This window comes from Sulfitobacter sp. W027, assembly GCF_025143985.1.
In the GTDB taxonomy this organism is placed as follows: Bacteria; Pseudomonadota; Alphaproteobacteria; order Rhodobacterales; family Rhodobacteraceae; genus Sulfitobacter.
The window spans coordinates 473,373-492,500 of the sequence record NZ_CP083564.1 but is presented as its reverse complement, the minus strand read 5'-3'; the positions used below and the strand labels follow the sequence as shown (position 1 = coordinate 492,500).

At 60.3% G+C, this 19,128-nt stretch carries 18 protein-coding genes and 1 tRNA gene (1 of these 19 cut by a window edge); 8 read left to right on the top strand and 11 right to left on the bottom strand.

Annotation, left to right across the window (positions count from 1 at the left end; translation table 11 throughout):
- Positions 1 to 429: the beginning of a protein-methionine-sulfoxide reductase catalytic subunit MsrP gene (gene msrP / locus K3759_RS02415; protein ID WP_259984175.1), read on the bottom strand. The gene continues 477 nt to the left of window position 1, outside the view; the window shows 429 of its 906 coding nt (coding positions 1-429); the start codon lies at positions 427 to 429; its stop codon lies beyond the left edge, outside the window.
- Between the two features lie 122 nt (positions 430 to 551).
- Between msrP and K3759_RS02410 the strand changes: the two genes are divergently transcribed.
- Positions 552 to 986: a DUF302 domain-containing protein gene (locus K3759_RS02410; protein ID WP_259984174.1), complete on the top strand. Its 435-nt coding sequence runs from the start codon at positions 552 to 554 to the stop codon at positions 984 to 986.
- Positions 987 to 1,058: 72 nt separating this feature from the next.
- Here K3759_RS02410 and clpB read toward each other — a convergent pair whose 3' ends face one another.
- On the bottom strand, positions 1,059 to 3,674 hold the full coding sequence (gene clpB / locus K3759_RS02405) for an ATP-dependent chaperone ClpB (protein ID WP_259984173.1): 2,616 nt from the start codon (positions 3,672 to 3,674) through the stop codon (positions 1,059 to 1,061).
- A gap of 354 nt (positions 3,675 to 4,028) precedes the next feature.
- Here clpB and K3759_RS02400 point away from each other — a divergent pair, with 354 nt between their 5' ends.
- Positions 4,029 to 4,343, top strand: coding sequence for an orotidine 5-phosphate decarboxylase (locus tag K3759_RS02400; protein ID WP_259984172.1), 315 nt, complete (start codon positions 4,029 to 4,031; stop codon positions 4,341 to 4,343).
- A 244-nt stretch (positions 4,344 to 4,587) separates the two neighbouring features.
- Positions 4,588 to 5,283: an orotidine-5'-phosphate decarboxylase gene (gene pyrF / locus K3759_RS02395; protein ID WP_259984171.1), complete on the top strand. Its 696-nt coding sequence runs from the start codon at positions 4,588 to 4,590 to the stop codon at positions 5,281 to 5,283.
- Between the two features lie 182 nt (positions 5,284 to 5,465).
- Here pyrF and K3759_RS02390 read toward each other — a convergent pair whose 3' ends face one another.
- On the bottom strand, positions 5,466 to 5,900 hold the full coding sequence (locus K3759_RS02390) for an NUDIX hydrolase (RefSeq protein WP_259984169.1): 435 nt from the start codon (positions 5,898 to 5,900) through the stop codon (positions 5,466 to 5,468).
- A gap of 60 nt (positions 5,901 to 5,960) precedes the next feature.
- Between K3759_RS02390 and K3759_RS02385 the strand changes: the two genes are divergently transcribed.
- Positions 5,961 to 7,214 carry a DNA polymerase IV gene (locus tag K3759_RS02385; RefSeq protein WP_259984168.1) on the top strand — a complete coding sequence of 418 codons (1,254 nt, stop codon included), beginning with the start codon at positions 5,961 to 5,963 and terminating at the stop codon, positions 7,212 to 7,214.
- A 2-nt stretch (positions 7,215 to 7,216) separates the two neighbouring features.
- On the opposite strand, the gene K3759_RS02380 is transcribed toward K3759_RS02385, so the two are convergent.
- On the bottom strand, positions 7,217 to 8,077 hold the full coding sequence (locus tag K3759_RS02380) for an N-formylglutamate amidohydrolase (RefSeq protein ID WP_259984167.1): 861 nt from the start codon (positions 8,075 to 8,077) through the stop codon (positions 7,217 to 7,219).
- A gap of 145 nt (positions 8,078 to 8,222) precedes the next feature.
- On the opposite strand from K3759_RS02380, the gene K3759_RS02375 reads away from it, so the two are divergent.
- The 4 genes from K3759_RS02375 (at position 8,223) to K3759_RS02360 (ending at position 10,649) form a co-directional block, all read left to right on the top strand.
- Positions 8,223 to 8,297, top strand: a tRNA-Val gene (locus K3759_RS02375).
- A 76-nt stretch (positions 8,298 to 8,373) separates the two neighbouring features.
- Entirely contained in the window at positions 8,374 to 8,499 is a 126-nt protein-coding gene (gene ykgO / locus K3759_RS02370; protein ID WP_005850168.1) for a type B 50S ribosomal protein L36, read from the top strand.
- 128 nt (positions 8,500 to 8,627) lie between these two features.
- A complete protein-coding gene (yghU, locus tag K3759_RS02365; protein ID WP_259984165.1) occupies positions 8,628 to 9,503 on the top strand; it encodes a glutathione-dependent disulfide-bond oxidoreductase in 876 nt (291 codons plus the stop codon).
- A 129-nt stretch (positions 9,504 to 9,632) separates the two neighbouring features.
- A complete protein-coding gene (locus K3759_RS02360; protein ID WP_259984163.1) occupies positions 9,633 to 10,649 on the top strand; it encodes a Fe(3+) ABC transporter substrate-binding protein in 1,017 nt (338 codons plus the stop codon).
- Positions 10,650 to 10,812: 163 nt separating this feature from the next.
- On the opposite strand, the gene K3759_RS02355 is transcribed toward K3759_RS02360, so the two are convergent.
- From K3759_RS02355 to K3759_RS02325, 7 genes are all read right to left on the bottom strand, one after another.
- Positions 10,813 to 12,483: an iron ABC transporter permease gene (locus tag K3759_RS02355; RefSeq protein ID WP_259984161.1), complete on the bottom strand. Its 1,671-nt coding sequence runs from the start codon at positions 12,481 to 12,483 to the stop codon at positions 10,813 to 10,815.
- Positions 12,484 to 12,536: 53 nt separating this feature from the next.
- Entirely contained in the window at positions 12,537 to 13,763 is a 1,227-nt protein-coding gene (locus tag K3759_RS02350; RefSeq protein ID WP_259984160.1) for a phenylacetate--CoA ligase family protein, read from the bottom strand.
- An 83-nt stretch (positions 13,764 to 13,846) separates the two neighbouring features.
- Positions 13,847 to 14,683, bottom strand: coding sequence for an ABC transporter ATP-binding protein (locus K3759_RS02345; RefSeq protein ID WP_259984158.1), 837 nt, complete (start codon positions 14,681 to 14,683; stop codon positions 13,847 to 13,849).
- Positions 14,684 to 14,749: 66 nt separating this feature from the next.
- A complete protein-coding gene (locus K3759_RS02340; RefSeq protein ID WP_259984156.1) occupies positions 14,750 to 16,033 on the bottom strand; it encodes an ABC transporter substrate-binding protein in 1,284 nt (427 codons plus the stop codon).
- Between the two features lie 80 nt (positions 16,034 to 16,113).
- Complete coding sequence (locus tag K3759_RS02335) at positions 16,114 to 17,190, bottom strand: branched-chain amino acid ABC transporter permease (protein WP_259984154.1); 1,077 nt, start codon at positions 17,188 to 17,190, stop codon at positions 16,114 to 16,116.
- A gap of 63 nt (positions 17,191 to 17,253) precedes the next feature.
- Positions 17,254 to 18,243 carry a branched-chain amino acid ABC transporter permease gene (locus K3759_RS02330; RefSeq protein WP_243262196.1) on the bottom strand — a complete coding sequence of 330 codons (990 nt, stop codon included), beginning with the start codon at positions 18,241 to 18,243 and terminating at the stop codon, positions 17,254 to 17,256.
- Positions 18,244 to 18,299: 56 nt separating this feature from the next.
- Positions 18,300 to 19,118 (bottom strand): ABC transporter ATP-binding protein, encoded by an 819-nt coding sequence (locus K3759_RS02325; RefSeq protein ID WP_259984152.1) that lies wholly within the window; start codon positions 19,116 to 19,118, stop codon positions 18,300 to 18,302.
- Between the last annotated feature and the right edge of the window lie 10 nt (positions 19,119 to 19,128).

The following is a 19,128-nucleotide window of genomic DNA, read 5'->3' as shown; positions in this document are numbered from 1 at the left end:
CACCCCCGCCATATTCAGCAGATCGGCCAATTCGAACCCGTTCCACGGCACCACCATCGACCACGCCTCGACACAGCGCAAACGGTAGATGCGCTCTTCAACGGTCATCGCCTTCATGATGTCCTCGAAAGCGTAGTCACCGGGCTTGTCGACCATGCCTGCGATGGTCACCGTCCAAGGGGCGGTCGTCAGCGCAGCGGCGTATTTCGCAGGGTCGCCTTTGTCCGTGCCGAACTCGTAATAGTTGTTGTATTCGGTGATGTCTTCGTAGGCATTCGGGGTCAGCCCCTCTTGGGCCACGGCCCCCTGCCCCAAACCGGCAAGGCCAATCCCCGCTACAGCACCGCCCATGATCTGACGCCGGTTGAGGTACTGCGCCTCGTCTGTCACGTCTCGGTCTGTCAGTCGATTGATCCAGCGATTGGCCATTTCAGCGCTCCCTACTATACTCAATAGAAGTTAGCGCCCGCCGCGAGCGGCACCAAATCCTTTCGCTCGGATTTCAGCCAGCACACCGGAATGTTAGGCGCCGTTATTAAAGGAGTGCTGCGATGTTCCGTTTTCTTATTTCTGCCGGGCTGATCTGGGCCAACGCCGCGCAGGCAGACGAGATGGTCACCTACACCACCGATCAGAGTTTCGGCGATGTGACCTTTGGGATCGAGAATGCGATCCTGAACCAAGGGCTGATCCCCGAGAACGTCAGCCATGTGGGTGAGATGCTGGACCGAACACGTGCGGATGTCGGCTCTGACGTGGTGCTGTTTGAAGCGGCAGATGTCTTTAGCTTTTGCTCTGCCGCGCTGTCGCGCAAGGTGATGGAGGCGGATGTAATGAACATCGGCTTTTGCCCCTACGATATTTTCGTCATGCAACTGCCCGAGAGTGACGAGGTGACCATTGGCTACCGCGCCTTCCCCGAAGGCGCGATGCAGGAGGTGCAGACCTTGCTGGATGACATCGTGAAGGAAGCGATTGGCGAGTAGAGGCGGCCATCGCGGCCGTTCACCGAAGCAAAAAAGGCCGGGAAAACCCCGGCCTTTTTCATGTCTCTGCGCTCAATGCACCGTGGCGTCATCCGGCTTGGGCCGGTTTGATGCGGCTACCTGATCGCCTATGATCAACCCGTCGGCCCCTGCGCGGACGGTGACTGTATCGCCGTCCTTCACATCGCCAGCCAAAAGCATCTCAGCCAGCGGATCCTGCACGACGCGCTGGATCACCCGCTTCAAGGGCCGCGCCCCGAACACCGGATCATAGCCCTCGTCCGCCAGCCATTTGCGGGCGGCGTCATCCAGATCAAGCGTGATCTTGCGCCCCGCCAGCCGCTTGAGGAGCCGCGCCATCTGGATCGTGACGATTCCGTCCATGTCCTTGCGGCCCAGACGGTCGAAGATGATCGTCTCGTCCAGACGGTTCAGGAACTCGGGCCGGAAATGCGCCCGCACCGCATCCATCACGTCACGTTTGGCCTGCGCCATGTGTCCGCCATCTGGCAATTGGCTGAGCGCCTGCGCTCCGAGGTTGGAAGTCAGCACGATCAGCGTTTGCTTAAAATCTACCGTGCGGCCCTGACCATCGGTCAGCACACCGTCGTCAAGCACCTGCAAGAGCACGTTAAACACATCCGGATGCGCCTTTTCGACCTCATCGAAGAGCACGACCTGATAGGGCCTGCGCCGCACCGCTTCGGTCAGCACACCGCCTTCGTCATAACCGACATAGCCCGGAGGAGCGCCGATCAGACGGGCGACGCTGTGTTTCTCCATGAACTCGGACATGTCGATGCGCACCATGGCGCTGTCGTCGTCAAAGAGGAACTCGGCCACGGCCTTGGTCAGTTCGGTCTTACCCACACCGGTTGGCCCGAGGAAGAGGAAGCTGCCCAGCGGGCGATTCTCGTCGTTCAGCCCAGCACGCGCACGGCGCACCGCATTGGCGACGGCTTTCACAGCGGCACTCTGCCCAATCACCCGGCCATGCAGCTGGTCTTCCATCCGTAGCAGCTTGTCCCGCTCCCCTTCGAGCATCTTGCCCGCGGGGATACCGGTCCAACGCTCCACCACGCTGGCAATCTGATCCGGGCGCACGGCCTCTTCGACCATCATGTCGTCCTCGCGGCCTTCGGCAGCCTCAAGGTCGCGCTCCAACTGCGGGATCACGCCATAGGATAGCTCACCCGCACGCGCGAGGTTGCCTTCGCGTTTCGCGATGTCGAGCTCGGCCCGCGCGTGGTCTAGCTTCTCCTTGATGTCGCGCGCACCAGCCAGCTTGTCACGCTCGGCCTGCCACTGCGCTGTCATCTCAGCGCTGCGGTCCTGCAGATCGCTGAGATCTTTTTGCAAAGCCTCCAGCCGATCCTTGGACGCGGTATCATCTTCTTTCTTCAGCGCTTCGGCCTCGATCTGAAGTTGCAGGATCTGACGGTCCAGCGCGTCCAGCTCTTCGGGCTTGCTGTCGACTTCCATGCGCAGACGGCTGGCGGCCTCATCCATCAGGTCGATCGCCTTGTCGGGCAGGAAACGGTCGGTGATATAGCGATGGCTGAGCGTCGCCGCCGCCACCAGCGCGGTGTCAGAGATGCGCACACCGTGGTGCAACTCATACTTCTCTTTAATACCGCGCAGGATCGAGACGGTGTCTTCGACCGTCGGCTCCTGAACCATCACCGGCTGGAACCGCCGCGCAAGCGCCGCGTCCTTTTCGACATATTTGCGATACTCGTCGAGGGTCGTGGCACCCACACAGTGCAACTCACCCCGCGCCAGTGCAGGTTTCAGCAGGTTCGACGCATCCATCGCGCCATCGGCCTTACCGGCACCGACCAACGTGTGCATCTCGTCGATGAACAGGATCACCTCACCCGCCGCTTCCGTGACCTCGGTCAGAACCGCTTTCAAACGTTCCTCGAACTCACCACGATACTTTGCGCCAGCAATCAGCGCGCCCATGTCGAGCGCCAGCAGACGTTTGTTGCGCAGGCTCTCGGGCACGTCGCCATGCACGATCCGCAAGGCCAGGCCTTCGGCGATGGCAGTTTTACCAACGCCCGGCTCACCGATCAGCACCGGGTTGTTCTTGGTCCTACGGCTCAGCACCTGCATGGTGCGGCGGATTTCCTCGTCGCGGCCAATGATCGGGTCAATCTTACCCTCCTCAGCCCGTTCCGTCAGATCAAGGCTGTATTTCTTCAGCGCGTCATAGCCCTCTTCCGCCGTAGCGCTGTCGGCTTTGCGGCCCTTGCGCACGTCATTAATGGCTGCGTTCAGCCCTTGGGCCGTTACCTTGCCAGCTTCCAATGCAGTTTTCGCGCCGGATTTCACCAAGCAGAGCGCCGTCAGAATACGTTCAACAGTGACGAAGCTGTCGCCCGCCTTCTTCGCCATGGCCTCGGCCTCAGCCAAGACCTTGGCCGTGGTGCCGTCTAGATAGACTTGCCCTGCGTCGCCGGTGACTTTTGGAACCTTGCCAAGCGCCAATTCCAGCGCCTGCATCACACGTGCGCCATCACCGCCCGACGCAGCAATCAGATTGCGCGCGAGCCCCTGGTCGTCGTCCAGCAGTGCTTTGAGTACATGTTCAGGAGCCAGCCTCTGATGGCTTTCCCGTGTTGCAATGGTCTGCGCCGCTTGAATAAAGCCGCGCGATCTTTCCGTGAACTTGCTTAAGTCCATGGGTCTCTCCTTTTCTACAAGCGCCCTAAAATGCTGCGCCCGATCAGTGGCACGCAGCGGTCTGAGCCTCGGTATCAATTTGGGAAGCGGGGCCGCCGGTTCAAGACCAGTATGTCGCAAAATGGCGTCGATAAAAGGACGGCTCACATGTGTCATCGAACCAATAAGGCAGAAATGCGGCAATTTTACATCAAAAATTACCGCGCTATGCCATTGATATACATAGATCCTTAACCTTTATCCACAGAAGCTGTCACCATAATGAAACCATTTGGCTTCGTCCTGCGTTTATCAATCAGACGAGAGCAGGACGACAAAGCCTGCCGGGTTCAAATGAACGCAAGAGGTGAAACGATGCAGACGCGCCCTATCCAGTTGACCGATGTCATCTACAACGCGGCCACTCAGTGTTTCGAAGCGCTGGTCACCGTCCAAGACGGGGAGCAGCTGCGCCGCTACGCTTGCGCCATCGATGCTCCAATCACCATGTCATACCGCGACGCCGCTGACGGGCTGTCCCGTCAAGCGCTGCGCCGCCACGCACAGAAGCGTGGATTGAATTCCGAAGTCCTGCGCCACGTGCCCGCCCAGCGGGCGGGACGCCGCAGCTTCGATCCGCTACGCTGGCTGGAAGAGGTCATGCACCTTTCCGGTCGCGACGCGGCCTAACCCTCTTCCGCGCGGCTCCTGCCTGCCGCGCGGCTGCCCGCGGACCTGCCGCCACCTCATCTGTCCCGAGTTGGCGATCCGCATACCAGAGACCAGTGCCTGCCTGCTAAGTCTCTGAACACTTGGCCCGGACCCGCGATGCGGTGTTCGGGCCTCTTTTTTGCCTGCTACCCTCATGAAAGATGGACTTGCCCCGCCCCGCGGCGTAGGTCAAAGCCGTTTGAAAATTGGCAGGAGCCCTCGCATGTCTGATGACCGTCTGATTGTCGCCCTTGATGTTCCCCATGCGGTCGCGGGGCTCGAACTGGCCCAGACCCTTGGCGATGCCGTGGGCTTTTATAAAATCGGCCTTGGCATGCTGACGGGTGGTGGGTTGGCGCTGGCCAACGAGCTCAAACAGGAACATGGCAAGCGCATCTTCCTCGATATGAAGCTTTTCGACATTGGCGCGACCGTTGAGGCGGCGGTGCGTGGCCTTGCGCAGTTCGATCTGGATTTCCTGACTGTCCACGGCGACCCGCATGTGGTGGCAGCGGCCAAGCAAGGGGCCGCCGGCACCGATATGAAGATCCTCGCCGTCACGATCCTGACCTCACTTGACCGCGCCGATCTTGACGCCGCACTGATCCAACCGGGCGATCTGGGCGATCTGGTGCTGACCCGCGCAGGCCGCGCGCTGGATGCGGGGGCGGATGGCGTCATCGCTTCCCCACAAGAAGCCGCCGCGATCCGCGCCCTCCCCGAAGCGGTTGGCAAGCTCATTGTCACCCCCGGCGTGCGCCCCCAAGGTGCCGCCCTAGGCGACCAAAAGCGCGTCGCCACCCCCGGTCAGGCGATTGTGGATGGGGCCGATCACATCGTGGTAGGCCGCCCGATTTGGCAATCCGAAGACCCGGCTTCCGCCGCCCGCGCAGTGCTCATGGAAATTTCCAAGCATTAACAATGCGCTTTCTTCTGTCTGTAGCAAATCGACCACAGACCGCCAGGATGCGCCAAGGTTAAGACGATCATTGTTAGGCAGAAACTGCGTAACATGTTATGTTGAACTCAGGTGATACTCCCCGACGAACTGGTTCTTCCTGATGTTCGTCACCTCCCCCCGCTGACGCAGGCGGGGGGCCTTTATTTTCTCTGCACGATTTGAGCGTTCTCCGTCGCGGTCTGTGTCAAATAGACCCGCAGTCGATCCTGAAATGCTGGCACGGCGCGCGGATGGGTCAGGAACTCGTCCTCATCCATCAAACGCCAACGCTGTCCCTCGTCACCAAAAACGATTTCAGCCTCCGCTTGCGCAGGCATCCGCGCGACAAAGAACCATTTGGTCCGACCCGCCTCATCGAAGCTGCCCTGCCAGACAACGGCTTCTTCTGGCACCCTGATGCCCAATTCTTCGTGGCATTCGCGCAGCGCGCAGGCCAGCGGGGTCTCTGCCCCTTCGCGGCCGCCGCCGGGTAAATCCCAATGATCTGCGAACAAAAGTCCCGGCGTATCATCGCGCAGGATCACGGCCAGCTTCTCTCCGAGGTAGAGCGCTAGCTTGGCACCATCAAAGCCCATGTTCAAACCCTCGAGATCTAGTTAGAATCGTCGCCCGAACCCTGCCCTCTCGGTGTACCCATGGCTACCCTCTGTCGCGACTGTCTGAATGAAATCGTGCCTGCACGACGCTGTCCACGTTGTGGCAGCCCGCGCGTGCTGTCGCACCCGGAACTGTTCGACCTGTCGATCGCCCATATGGATTGCGACGCCTTCTATGCCTCGGTCGAGAAACGCGACAATCCTGAACTCGCGGGCAAACCGGTTATCATCGGCGGCGGGCGGCGCGGGGTCGTGTCGACTGCTTGCTATGTGGCGCGGATCCGGGGTGTGCGCTCTGCCATGCCGATGTTTCAGGCGCTCAAGCTTTGCCCCGAGGCGGTGATCATCAAACCGCGGATGGAGGCCTATGTCGAAGCCTCCCGCGCGATCCGCGCGATGATGGAAGAGATGACCCCGGCAATTGAACCTCTGTCCCTTGATGAAGCCTTCCTCGACATGACCGGCACCGCGCGGCTGCACGGCCAGCCCCCTGCTGTCATGCTGGCGCGTCTGGTGCGACGGATGAAGCTGGAATTGGGACTGACTGGCTCCATCGGGCTTAGCCATAACAAGTTCTTGGCCAAGGTTGCGTCGGACCTCGACAAACCACATGGTTTTTCGGTGATTGGCGCGGGGGAAACTGCTGCTTTTCTGCGCGACAAACCTGTCGGTATGATCTGGGGCGTTGGGGCGGCCACACAAACCTCGTTGGAAAAAGCAGGCATCCGCAGCTTCTCCGATCTGTTGCGGTGGGAGCAGACCGACCTCATTGCCCGCTTCGGCAGTATGGGCGACCGGCTGTGGCACCTTGCACGCGGCCAAGACAAGCGGCGCGTGTCAAGGCACCGTCCGGTAAAATCGATCAGCAATGAGACGACATTCTTTGACGATACCGGCGATGCGGAGATTCTCGACGGCCACATCTGGCGCTTGGCGGAAAAGGTCGCGGACCGGGCAAAGGCGAAAGAGATTGCAGGCCGGGTGGTGACCCTAAAGCTCAAACGTGCCGATCACTCTTTGCTGTCCCGCCGCCTGTCGCTGCACGACCCGACGCAACTGGCCGACCGCATCTATCGCACCGCCCGCGCCCTTTTCGATCAGGTCGACCACAAAACCTCCTACCGGCTTATTGGCGTGGGGCTGTCGGACCTTTCGGGTGCAGAAGGCGCAGATATGGCAGGTGATTTGCTTGACCCCGGTGCCGCACAGCGTGGCCGTGCCGAACGCGCGGCCGATAGTATCCGCAGCCGCTTTGGAGAGAAGGCGATCGTGAAGGGCCGCGCCCTGCGCTGACGTTACTCCGCCGCGAGCGGAAGACGTTCCTGCCCGATCTGTGCCACTTCGGCGACAACACGTTGCAGCGCCGCCTGCACCGCCTCGAAAGCGCCATTCGGGCGAATCAGACGCTCGTTCATGTAAAGCGCGCGGTCGATCTCAACCTGCACCGCATGTTGCCCACGTGAGGGGCGGCCATAGGCTTGGGTGATATAGGCACCGGCAAAGGGCGAATTGCGTGTCACTACGAAACCGGCATCGACAAAGGCCGCTTCGATTCGGTCGACCACGTCTCCGCCCGCCGCCGCGCCAAAGCGGTCGCCCAGCACCACATCGGGCCGCCGCATGCCGCCACGCGCCACGCCGTCCATGGCCTCATGCGGCATGGAGTGGCAATCAACCAGCACCGCCTGCCCAAAACGGCGATGCGCCCGGGTCAGCAATTCCTGTAATTTTGCATGGTAAGGCCGCCAGTAGCTGTCGATTCGCAACTGCGCCTCTTCTAGGGACAGCTTGCCACGGTAGATCGCACGGCCATTGGCCACCACGCGAGGGATTACCCCCAGTCCGGAAGCCACGCGCGGATTATGCCCCTGTCGCGGTATTCCTTCGATGACGGATGGGTCCAACTCCTCCGGCGCGCGGTTGAGATCGATATAGGCCCGCGGAGCGCCTGCCCTGATAAAGGATGCCCCATGAAGCGGGGCACAATTGAACAATAGATCGACAAAGGCATCCTCAGAAGAGCGGATCGCATGTTCATCCAAAACCGACCGCCGCAGAAAAGACGCTGCATAATCGCGCCCTGAATGGGGCGACGCAAAGACCACACAAGAGCGGTTGCGGTCAGGATGCAGTACTTCGTAGGCGGTCATAGGCATAATAAATCCCTCTGCGTCGAACATAGCGTGTTTATTCCGCGTCAAAAGCCCTTGATCCTCCTGCCGACTCCTTTTATAGCACCCAAACGGCGCGAAATTTCGCGCCCCATTTTTGTTTGGGGCCGATTATGAAACGTCGTTAAGTGGGTGATTAGCTCAGCGGTAGAGCACTTCGTTGACATCGAAGGGGTCACTGGTTCGATCCCAGTATCGCCCACCATTTATTCATCGACCCGCCTTGGCGGGTTGCCCGCAACCCAGGCGCTGGCCCGCGCCACGACATGAGGAGACCACCTATGAAGGTTCGCAATTCGCTCCGCTCGCTCAAGAATCGGCATCGCGATTGCCGTGTTGTGCGTCGCAAAGGCCGCGTTTACGTCATCAACAAAACGCAGCGCCGGTTCAAAGCCCGTCAGGGCTGAGACTTGCAGCAATTCGATTTTTAAGGCCGCTCCTTCTTGGGGCGGCCTTTTTCGTTGCGGCACAGCGCTTGCAAGCGCTGCGCAAAGCCCCACCTACAAAGCAGACCCGAATAACAAGGAATATCAACATGTCGGATACGCCCGAATATACGCCCCCTAAAGTTTGGAAATGGGAATCGGAGAGCGGCGGCAAATTTGCCAGCACCAACCGGCCCATCGCCGGTGCGACCCATGACAAAGACCTGCCCGTGGGCGAGCATCCGTTTCAGCTGTATTCGCTGGCCACGCCGAATGGGGTGAAAGTCACGGTGATGTTCGAAGAACTGCTGGAGGCCGGCCATAAGGCGGCGGAATACGACGCTTGGCTCGTCGATATCTCTGAGGGTGATCAATTCGGCTCCGGCTTTGTTGAGGTGAACCCCAACTCCAAAATCCCCGCTTTGATGGACCGCTCTGGTGACACACAGCAGCGGGTCTTCGAATCGGGGGCGATCCTGCTTTATCTGGCCGAAAAATTCGGTGCCTTCCTCCCCAAAGACCCTGTGCGCCGCACCGAAGCGCTGTCGTGGCTCTTCTGGCAGATGGGCAGCGCGCCTTACCTTGGCGGTGGCTTTGGTCATTTCTATGCCTACGCGCCTGAGAAGTATGAGTACCCCATCAACCGCTTCGCGATGGAGACCAAGCGACAGCTTGACGTAATGGACAAGCATTTGGCCGAGCATGAGTATTTCGCCGATGAATACTCCATCGCGGATATGGCGATCTGGAGCTGGTATGGGCAATTGGTGCTCGGACGGCTCTATTCTGCGGCGGAGTTTCTTGACGTGACCTCCTATAAAAACGTGATGCGATGGGCCGAAGCGATTGATGCCCGCCCTGCCGTGAAACGTGGCCGTATGGTCAACCGCGCCTTTGGCGATGACCTGTCCCTGCAGCTGCACGAGCGCCACGACGCCAGCGATTTCGACACCAAGACCCAAGACATAATTGGCAGCAAAGACTGACTGCGCTGCCGTCGGCCACAACAGGCCGGCGGCTTTCCGACAAATTCCCTCGGAATTGGTTGCAGTGGCGTTTAAAATCTGTTTCTTACTGTTTCAGTCAAGTTATCCCAAATGAAACAGGACCCTGATATGACCTTCTGCAAAACATCGACTGCCGCCGCCGCGCTGATGTCGCTGGCCCTTCCCGCGCTGGCCGATGGCGAGCTGAACCTCTACTCCTCGCGTCACTATGACACCGATGAGCGGCTCTACACTGACTTCACCGAAGCGACCGGCATCACCATCAACCGCATCGAAGGCAAGGCTGACGAACTGCTGGCCCGTATGGAAGCCGAAGGCGCGAACTCCCCCGCCGATGTGCTGCTGACCGTCGACACCAGCCGCCTCAAGCGCGCCAAGGACATGGGACTGTTGCAATCCATTGAGAGTGACACGCTCGAAGAGCGCATCCCCGGCAACCTGCAAGACGACGACAATCAGTGGTTCGGTCTGTCGCAGCGCGCGCGGATCATCTTCTACAACAAGGAAACGCTGGACAACCCGCCCGCGACCTACATGGATCTTGCCGATCCGGCCTACAAAGGTCAGGTCTGCATCCGGTCCTCCACCAACACCTATAACCAGACGCTACTGGCCTCCATCGTCACCCACGAGGGCGAAGAAGCCGCAACCGAATGGGCGCAGGGCGTGGTCGACAACATGGCGCGCGCACCACAGGGCGGCGACACCGACCAGCTGCGCGGTATCGTCTCGGGAGAGTGCGACATCGCCGTGTCCAACAGCTACTATTTCGCCCGCGCGATCCGCACCGACGTGGACGGCGTGAGCGCAGATATCGGTAAGATCGGCCTGGTCTGGCCGGACCAAGAGGGCAACGGCGCGCATATGAACCTCTCCGGCGGTGGCGTGGCCAAGAACGCGCCGAACCGCGAGAACGCTGTGAAGTTCCTTGAGTATCTCGCCTCGGATCAGGCGCAGGTCTACTTTTCGGCGGGCAACGACGAATTCCCGACCGTGGAAGGCGTGGAGCTGGCCGATAGCGTGAAGCAACTGGGTGAGTTCAAAGCCGATGACGTGAACCTGTCGGACGTGGCCGAGAACATCGGCACTGCGCAGAAAATCTTCGACACGGTTGGCTGGGAATAATCAGCACGATATTCGAGCAGGAGGCGGGCTTTCAGGCCCGCCTTTTTTTTTGCGCTGACCTCTTCTTCAAACGCCCCGCCCGGCGCACCCCGGGCCGGAATCAAGCCGCAGGCGCCGGGCCATCGCCTGCCCGTCCCAGCGGGCAGGCGATGGCCCTCGGTTCCTACCGCTGCCGCCCCACCTGCCGGCAGATCAGGATCACCGGCAGCAATCCCATCGCTACGATAACCAAACTCGGCACCGCTGCCCCGTTCAACCGCTCATCACTCGCCAGACGATACGCCTGCACCGCCAGCGTGTCATAGTTAAACGGCCGCATGATCAGCGTCGCGGGCAGTTCTTTCATCACATCGACAAAGACGATCAGCAGCGCGGTCAGCAGGCTCGGTGCAAGGATTGGCAGATGCACTCGGCGCAGCGTGCCCAATGGCGTCTGCCCCAGCGATCGCGCCGCGGCGTCCATATTGGCATGGACCATCGCCTGCCCGCCTTCATATGCGCCAAGCGCCGCCGCAAGGAAGCGCACCAAATAGGCCAGCACCAAGAGCCAGATCGACCCGGTGATCAAGAGCCCCGTGGAGATGTCGAAAGTCGCGCGCATCCAAGCATCCAGTGCATTGTCAAAGGCCGCGAAGGGCACCAGCAGCCCCACCGCGATCACCCCGCCCGGCACCGCATAGCCCAAACGCGCCACATAAGCCGCACTTTGGGACAGCCGTCCGGGCCGCAGCCGCCGAAAGAACCCCACGCTGATTGCCGCCAGCACAGTCAACACGGCAGCAATGCCGGCCAATGTTACAGAGTTGCGCATGAACCCCAGATAGCGCGGGCTAAACAGGTTTTGCTCAGACTCCAAACCCATGGTCACGAGGATCACCACCGGCAAGACCGCCCCGAATAGGACCGGCACGCCACAAAGCACGATCGCCGCAGCCGCGTGCACACCCTTCAATTCCGAAGGCGGGGCTGACTGAGTGCGCCGCGCCGGATCATGGTATTTCGCCTTCCCACGCTGTGCACGCTCTAGCATCGCCAGCAGCAGCGCGAAGCTCAGCAAACAAAGCGCAAGCTGCGCTGCCGCCGCACGGTCGAACATGGAAAACCAACTGGTGTAGATGCCCGTCGCAAAGGTCTGCACGCCGAAGTACGCAACGGTGCCGAAATCCGCGATGGTCTCCATCACCGCCAACAATACGCCCCCCGCAATGGCAGGACGTGCCAGCGGCAGGCTAACCTTGAAGAACGCTGCCCATGCGCTGGCACCAAGCGCGCGGGCAGCCAGAAATGTCGTCCCGCTCTGCTGTAAGAACGCAGCACGGGCGAGCAGGTAAACGTAGGGGTAAAGCACCAGCACCAGCATCGCTGCCGCACCGCCAAGGGATCGGATTTCTGGGAACCAATAATCGCGCGGCTCCCATCCGGTGACGTCCCGCAGCGTGGCCTGCACCACCCCGGGATGGTCCAGCACATGGGTATAGGCATAGGCCAGCACATAGGCAGGAAAGGCCAGCGGCAGTACCAGCGCGATCTCCAAAACCTTCGCGCCGGGGAATCGGGTCATCGTCACCAGCCAAGCTGCACCGACCCCAATGGAGAACGTGCCGATCGAAACCAAGAGCACCAGCAACAGCGTCGTGACCGTATAGCGGCCCAAAACGGTATCAATCAAATGCTGCACCGTCTCCGTCCCGCCGCTGAGTGCAGCGATCAGCACGGCGAGCATCGGCAGCGCACAGAATGCAGCAACGGCCAGCGCCGCGCCGGAAAGCGCGCGCAGCCCGTCGCGGGCGCGGGTGAGTTGTGGCGTGGCGGAGGGGGCGGCGTTTGGCGTCATACGCCCTATTTCGACCATTTCACTCGGAAATGCCAGAGCCCGCGAAAACGCCCCTAGTCGTAGCTGCGCTGATCCTCAATCACCAACCCGTCGCGCGGCAGACTGCCGGGGGCAACCAGTTCGACCTTACCTTTGAGCTTGAGGAGGTCTGCCACGGACTGCGCATAGCCGTCCTTGTCCGCCCCGGTGGTTTCGATTTGCACCGTCATCACATCCGCCTCACCCTCACGGCTGGCAATAACACGGGCCTTTTCGATCTCCGCATGTTGGGCGACCAATGCCGCGACCTGCTCGGGGCGGACAAACATACCTTTGATCTTAGTGGTTTGATCGGCGCGGCCCATCCAGCCCTTGATGCGCATGTTGGTACGGCCACAGGGGCTTTCACCTTCAAGCACGGCGCTCAGATCACCAGTCGCGAAACGGATCAGCGGGTAGTCGGGGTTAAGCGTTGTAACGACAACCTCACCCACCTCGCCCGGCGCAACCGGAATGCCGGTGCCGGGGGTGACGATTTCGACGATGACCTGCTCGTCCACGATCAGCCCCTCCATCGCGGGGCTTTCATAGGCGATATTGCCCAGATCGGCAGTGGCATAGGACTGCAGACAGGTGATGCCGCGCTCTTGATAGAAGGCCCGCAGACTGGGGAACAGCGCCCCGCCGCCCACCGCAGCCTTGGTGATCTTCAACTCGACCCCCATGGCATCGGCTTTTTCGAGAATCACCTTTAGGTAATCCGGCGTGCCAGCATAGGCGGTCGAGCCAACATCCCGCGCTGCGGTGACCTGAAGCTCCGTCTGTCCGGTGCCCGCAGGCAGCACAGTCGCGCCAACGGCCCGCGCGCCTGATTCAAAAATCATGCCAGCTGGGGTCAGGTGATAGCCAAAGCAGTTGTGCACGATGTCCCCCGCACCGATGCCCGCCGCGTGCAGGAACCGTCCCATGCGCCACCAATCGGGATCGTTGCTTGACGGCTCATAAATCGGGCCGGGGGACTGGAAGACGTGAGAAAACTCATGCACCGGCTTGGTGGTAAAGCCGCCAAAGGGTGCCTGACCCGCCTGCGCCTTGCCCAGTTCAGATTTGCGCAGCACCGGAAGCTCGGCCAGCGCCTCGGCAGAGGTGATCTGTGTCGCATCCACACCCTTTAGCGCATCGCCATAGCCCGGCAACGCCTGAGCGCGGGCGATCTGGCGCGGCAAAGCCTTCGCCAGATCGGCGGCACGCTGGTCAGCGCTGCGGGTTTCCAGATCGTCGAAATGGGGCTTGGTCAGCATCCCTGTCACTTTCCTGCTATGGCATCACTAGAGAGGGCATAGGCCCGCGTCTGTTGTCACGTTGGTTTCGGTCTTTGGCCGGCTTAGCTGAGCCAGCGTTTGCGGCGGCGGTAGCTGCGCACATCGCGGAAGCTCTTGCGGCCTTCGTCGGACATGCCAAGGTAGAATTCTTTCACATCTTGGTTCTCGCGCAGATCCTTGGCGGGGCCGTCCATCACGACGCGGCCGGATTCAAGGATGTAGCCGTAATGAGCAAAGCGCAGCGCGACGTTGGTGTTTTGCTCGGCCAGAAGGAAGGTCACGCCTTCTTTTTCGTTCACCGACTTCACAATCTCGAAAATCTGCTCAACCAACTGTGGGGCCAGACCCATCGAGGGCTCATCCAAGAGGATCGTCTCGGGTCGGGACATCAGCGCGCGGCCAATGGCGCACATCTGCTGCTCGCCACCCGAGGTATAGCCAGCCTGCGAACGGCGGCGCTCCTTCAGGCGGGGGAAATAATCATAGACCATCTCAAGATCACGCTGGATCGCGGCATTGCCGTCAGTTCGGGTATAGGCACCGGTCAGCAGGTTTTCCTCGATGGTCAGGTGCTCAAAACAGTGCCGGCCTTCCATGACCTGCACGACGCCTTTCTTGACGGTCTCGGCAGGGTCCTGATGCTGGATCGGGGTATTGCGGTACTTGATCGAGCCCTTGGTGACCTCGCCGCGCTCCGATGCGAGAAGCCCCGAGATCGCCTTGAGCGTCGTCGTCTTGCCGGCGCCGTTGCCGCCCAGCAACGCGGTGATGCCGCCCTTGGGCACGTTCAGGCTGACGCCCTTCAGCACGAGGATGACGTGATTGTAGATCACCTCGATATTGTTGACCTCAAGCAGGTTTTCGACTGCGACGTCAGTGGTATTGGCAGCATCCAGCATGGGAATGACCTCTCTTAAGGCTTGGAAGTCCCCGGCCACCCTGTTCGGAGTGGCCGGGAGCGTGGTTTACTTGCAGTTGCCTTCGATGGCGTTCTCGGTTGCGTAGGCCGAGGAGTCTTCGTCGATCAGCGGCTGGATCACGTCCTGATCCGACTGCATGAAGTCAGACACGAGGTTCCACTCCTTAGCTTCCGCATCCCACTGGGTCACGGCGACAAAGCCCTCACCGCCGTGGTTCTCGCAAGAGACCGAGAACTCGGGGCCGAAGTCCGGCAGACCGAGGGCCGCCATTTTCTCTTCGGTGATCTCAAGCTGCTCCATCCCGTCGCGCATCTGCCCGCCGGTGATGTCGGTCACACCGTGGATTTCCTGCGCCGTCCGGGCGGCCTCAGACACCAGCATGGCTGCATAGACGCCACGGTTGTAGAGCACCGAACCGACCTGATCGCCTGCACCGGCTGCTTTGCCCGCATCGACGACGTATTTCTGCAGATCGTCATAAAGCGGGTAATCGGAGCCAACGTTGTGGAAGGTCAGCGCTTTGTAGCCATCAGCCTTGGCACCAGCAGACAGAACGTCGTTTTCCGAGCCGGACCACCAGATGCCAATGAACTTGTCCATTGGGAAGCGGATGTTGGCGGCTTCTTGAACCGCAACTTGGTTCATCACGCCCCAGCCGTACATAATGACATAGTCAGGCTTGTCACGGCGGATTTGCAGCCACTGCGATTTCTGCTCCTGACCGGGGTGATCGACCGGCACTTCATTCAGTTCAAAACCGTGCTTTTTGCTCAGCTCTTGCAGGGTGCGGATCGGCTCCTTGCCATAGGCGGAGTTGTGGTAAACCAACGCGATCTTCTTGCCGCTCAGGTCACCGCCTTCCTGCTCCATGATGTGCTTGATCGCAACCGAAGCGCCGTCCCAGTAGTTAGCCGGGAAGTTGAAGACGTGGCTGAAAGTGTTGCCGTTCTTGGCCGAGGTGCGGCCCAGACCCGATGTCAGCATCGGAATGTCATCGGCGGTGACCTTGGGAATCAGCTGGTAGGTGATGCCGGTCGACAGCGGCTGATAGACCAACGCGCCTTCGCCCTTAGTGGATTCGTAGCATTCCACGCCCTTCTCGGTGTTGTAGGCGGTCTCGCACTCCGGCACCCGGATGGTTTCGCCGCCGATGCCGCCGTCACGCTCGTTCAGAAGGGTAAAGTAATCGGCATAGCCGTCAGCGAAGGGGATGCCCCCTGCCGCATATGGCCCGGTGCGGTAGCTCAGCGATGGAAAGACAAGGTCTGCCATCACGGGGCTTGCGGCCATCAGGCCTGCAACGGCCAGTGTTCCCAGTTTATATTTCATCGGTGTTTCCTCCCTTGGATTGTCCGATTTGGTTTTTGGGCCGGGTTTCCTCCCCCCGCCTCAATTCTCGTGGCGCCCCCTTAGTGCGGGAAGGGCCACAATCTCAGTTTTTCCTTGGCAACGCGCCAGAGCTGCGCCAGCCCGTGGGGTTCTGCGATCAGGAAGATGATGATCAACCCGCCGACGATCACAAGCTGCAAATGCGCCACGATATCCGTGGGCCAGCCCAGCCAGTCGACGCCGACGATCTTCAGCAGCACCGGCAGCAACACAAGGAACGCCGCCCCAGCAAAGCTGCCAAAGATGCTGCCCAAGCCGCCGATGATGATCATGAAGAGCACCAAGAAGCTTTTCTGGATGCCAAAGGCTTCGCCGACTTCAACCGCGCCCAGATAGATCGAAAAGAACAGCGCGCCGGAGATGCCGATGAAGAAGGAACTGACCGCAAAGGCCGTCAATTTCGCCCGCAGCGGGTTCACTCCGATGATCTCGGCCGCGATGTCCATGTCGCGGATCGCCATCCATTTGCGGCCCACAGAGCCGCGCGTCAGGTTGCGCGCCACCAGCGCACTCCCGACGGTGAAGATCAGGCAGAACATATAGGTCGCCCAAGCATCGGCACTTGGCCCGGTGATCAGGATGCCAAAGGTGTCGCGCTCAGGCGCGCTGATCTGGCCCGAAGCGGAGTAGTTGTAGAACCACGGCACCCGGTTAAACAGCCAGACAAGGAAGAACTGCGCCGCCAGCGTGGCCACGGCGAGATAGAACCCTTTGATCCGCAAAGACGGCAGACCAAACAGCGCCCCAACTGCCGCAGTGATCACCCCGGCCAACAGCACATGAATGAACATGCTGACATCGGGAAACGCCGTCATCAGCTTGTAGCAGGCATAGGCGCCCACCGCCATGAAACCGCCGGTGCCGAGGCTCACCTGCCCGCAATAGCCCACAAGGATGTTCAACCCGATCGCCGCAATGGCGTAGATCAAAAAGGGCAGGAACAGCGAGTTCACCCAGTAGTCATTGACCAAAAATGGAATGACAAAGATCGCGACAAAGAGCACCACATAGTAGCGATAGCGGTCGAACTTGATCGGAAAGGTCTGCTGGTCTTCGGCGTATGTCGTGCTGAAATCGCCTGCTTCACGATAGAACATTAGACTGATTTCCCTTCTGCGATCTTTGTGTCGTTGGATGCACAGCGGCGCATCATGCCTGTATCAAACGCGCTCAATGATCTTCTCCCCAAACAGGCCCTGCGGGCGGAAGACGAGGAAGACCAGCGCCAGCATATAGGCGAACCAGTTCTCGGTCGCGCCGCCAAGGAAGGGGGCACCGATCAGAAACTCAAAGAGTTTCTCGCCCACACCGATGATCAGCCCGCCGACAATCGCGCCGGGGATCGAGGTGAAGCCGCCCAGCATCAGCACCGGCAGCGCCTTCAGCGCGATCAGCGACAGCGAGAACTGCACGCCCGATTTAGCGCCCCACATGATGCCCGCAACCAGCGCGACAAAGCCCGCCAGCGACCAGACCAAGATCCAGATGAAGTTGAGCGAGACACCAACCGAAAGTGCGGCCTGATGGTCGTCCGCCACGGCCCGCATGGCGCGGCCCTGTTTGGTGTATTGCGCAAACATCACCAGTCCGATCACAAGGATCGCCGCGACGATGGAGGCCACGATATCGAGGTTGTCGATAAAGAACCCGTAGCCGGTGGCCTCAAAAGTGAACTCATCAATCCAGACGTTGATGCCCTGCGGCAGACCGACATCGAGCGTCTTAATCTCGGACCCCCACATCAGGTCGCCGACACCTTCGAGGAAATAGGCCAGACCGATGGTCGCCATAAAGAGGATGATCGGCTCTTGTCCCACAAGGTAGCGGAACACGAAACGTTGCACGCAATAGGCCAGCACGATCATCACGATCATCGTCAACACGATGGCGAGGAAGGCAGGCACATGCCAGCCGAAGTGATGTACTTCGGTGCCGAGGATGGCGTTGATCAGATGGCTGAAGGGCACCTGCCCCTCCATGATCCCGACCAGCGTCAGCGCGGCAAAGAGCGCCATGACGCCTTGGGCATAGTTAAAAATGCCCGAAGCCTTGTAGATCAGCACGAAGCCAAGCGCCACGAGCGCGTAGAGCACCCCGGCCATCAGCCCGTTCATGAAGACTTCGATTGTAAACGCCAGTTGCTCAGGCATCATTGGCCCTCCCCAAAGTCAGAACGGCTGTGTCATTGCGGGTGATGGTGCGGCGCTCAGTCATGCGCCACCCCGAGATAGGCGTCGATCACCTCTTGGTTATTGCGCACGTCATGCGGCGAGCCGTCACCGATCTTGCGGCCATAGTCCATCACGACCACGCGGTCGCTGAGGTCCATGACCACGCCCATATCGTGCTCAATCAGCGCGATGGTGGTGCCAAACTCGTCATTCACATCGAGGATGAAGCGGGACATGTCCTCTTTTTCCTCGACGTTCATGCCCGCCATCGGCTCATCGAGCAGCAGGATCGTCGGCTCCGCCGCCAAGGCGCGGGCCAGTTCAACGCGTTTCTTCAGACCGTAGGGCAGACGCGCCACCGGCGTCTTGCGGATCGCTTGGATTTCCAGAAAGTCGATGACCTTCTCGGCAATTTCGCGGTTTTCGATTTCTTCGCGCTCGGCCTTGCCCTTCCAGATCGACTGCGCCAGCAGCCCTGATTTCATCTGGGTCAGACGGCCCGTCATGACGTTGTCAAGCACCGACATGCCCTCGAACAGCGCGATATTCTGAAAGGTCCGTGCGATGCCCTGCTGGGCCACCTCAAACGGCTTCATCGGCGGACGGCGTGCGCCCTTGTACCAGACCTCGCCCTCTTGCGGGACATAGAAGCCGCTAATCACATTGAGCATCGAGGACTTCCCCGCCCCGTTCGGCCCGATGATCGCGCGGATTTCGCCCTCGCGGATGTCGAAGGAAATGTCCTTGATCGCTTCCACACCGCCAAAGCGCAGGGTGATGTTTTTCATCTCCATCACCGTGGGGCCAATGGTGCGGCCGTCGTCGGTGACATAGCTGTCAGCCTGATCTTTCACGCTGTCCCTT

Coding starts and splice junctions, on each gene's coding strand:
- yghU (WP_259984165.1), top strand. CDS start 8,628: ATGTCGGATACGCCCGAATATACGCCCCCTAAAGTTTGGAAATGGGAA.
- K3759_RS02380 (WP_259984167.1), bottom strand. CDS start 8,077: ATGCCTATGACCGCCTACGAAGTACTGCATCCTGACCGCAACCGCTCT.
- K3759_RS02345 (WP_259984158.1), bottom strand. CDS start 14,683: ATGCTGGATGCTGCCAATACCACTGACGTCGCAGTCGAAAACCTGCTT.
- ykgO (WP_005850168.1), top strand. CDS start 8,374: ATGAAGGTTCGCAATTCGCTCCGCTCGCTCAAGAATCGGCATCGCGAT.
- pyrF (WP_259984171.1), top strand. CDS start 4,588: ATGTCTGATGACCGTCTGATTGTCGCCCTTGATGTTCCCCATGCGGTC.
- K3759_RS02330 (WP_243262196.1), bottom strand. CDS start 18,243: ATGCCTGAGCAACTGGCGTTTACAATCGAAGTCTTCATGAACGGGCTG.
- K3759_RS02350 (WP_259984160.1), bottom strand. CDS start 13,763: ATGCTGACCAAGCCCCATTTCGACGATCTGGAAACCCGCAGCGCTGAC.
- K3759_RS02410 (WP_259984174.1), top strand. CDS start 552: ATGTTCCGTTTTCTTATTTCTGCCGGGCTGATCTGGGCCAACGCCGCG.
- K3759_RS02340 (WP_259984156.1), bottom strand. CDS start 16,033: ATGAAATATAAACTGGGAACACTGGCCGTTGCAGGCCTGATGGCCGCA.
- K3759_RS02385 (WP_259984168.1), top strand. CDS start 5,961: ATGGCTACCCTCTGTCGCGACTGTCTGAATGAAATCGTGCCTGCACGA.
- K3759_RS02360 (WP_259984163.1), top strand. CDS start 9,633: ATGACCTTCTGCAAAACATCGACTGCCGCCGCCGCGCTGATGTCGCTG.
- K3759_RS02355 (WP_259984161.1), bottom strand. CDS start 12,483: ATGACGCCAAACGCCGCCCCCTCCGCCACGCCACAACTCACCCGCGCC.
- K3759_RS02390 (WP_259984169.1), bottom strand. CDS start 5,900: ATGGGCTTTGATGGTGCCAAGCTAGCGCTCTACCTCGGAGAGAAGCTG.
- clpB (WP_259984173.1), bottom strand. CDS start 3,674: ATGGACTTAAGCAAGTTCACGGAAAGATCGCGCGGCTTTATTCAAGCG.
- K3759_RS02335 (WP_259984154.1), bottom strand. CDS start 17,190: ATGTTCTATCGTGAAGCAGGCGATTTCAGCACGACATACGCCGAAGAC.
- K3759_RS02400 (WP_259984172.1), top strand. CDS start 4,029: ATGCAGACGCGCCCTATCCAGTTGACCGATGTCATCTACAACGCGGCC.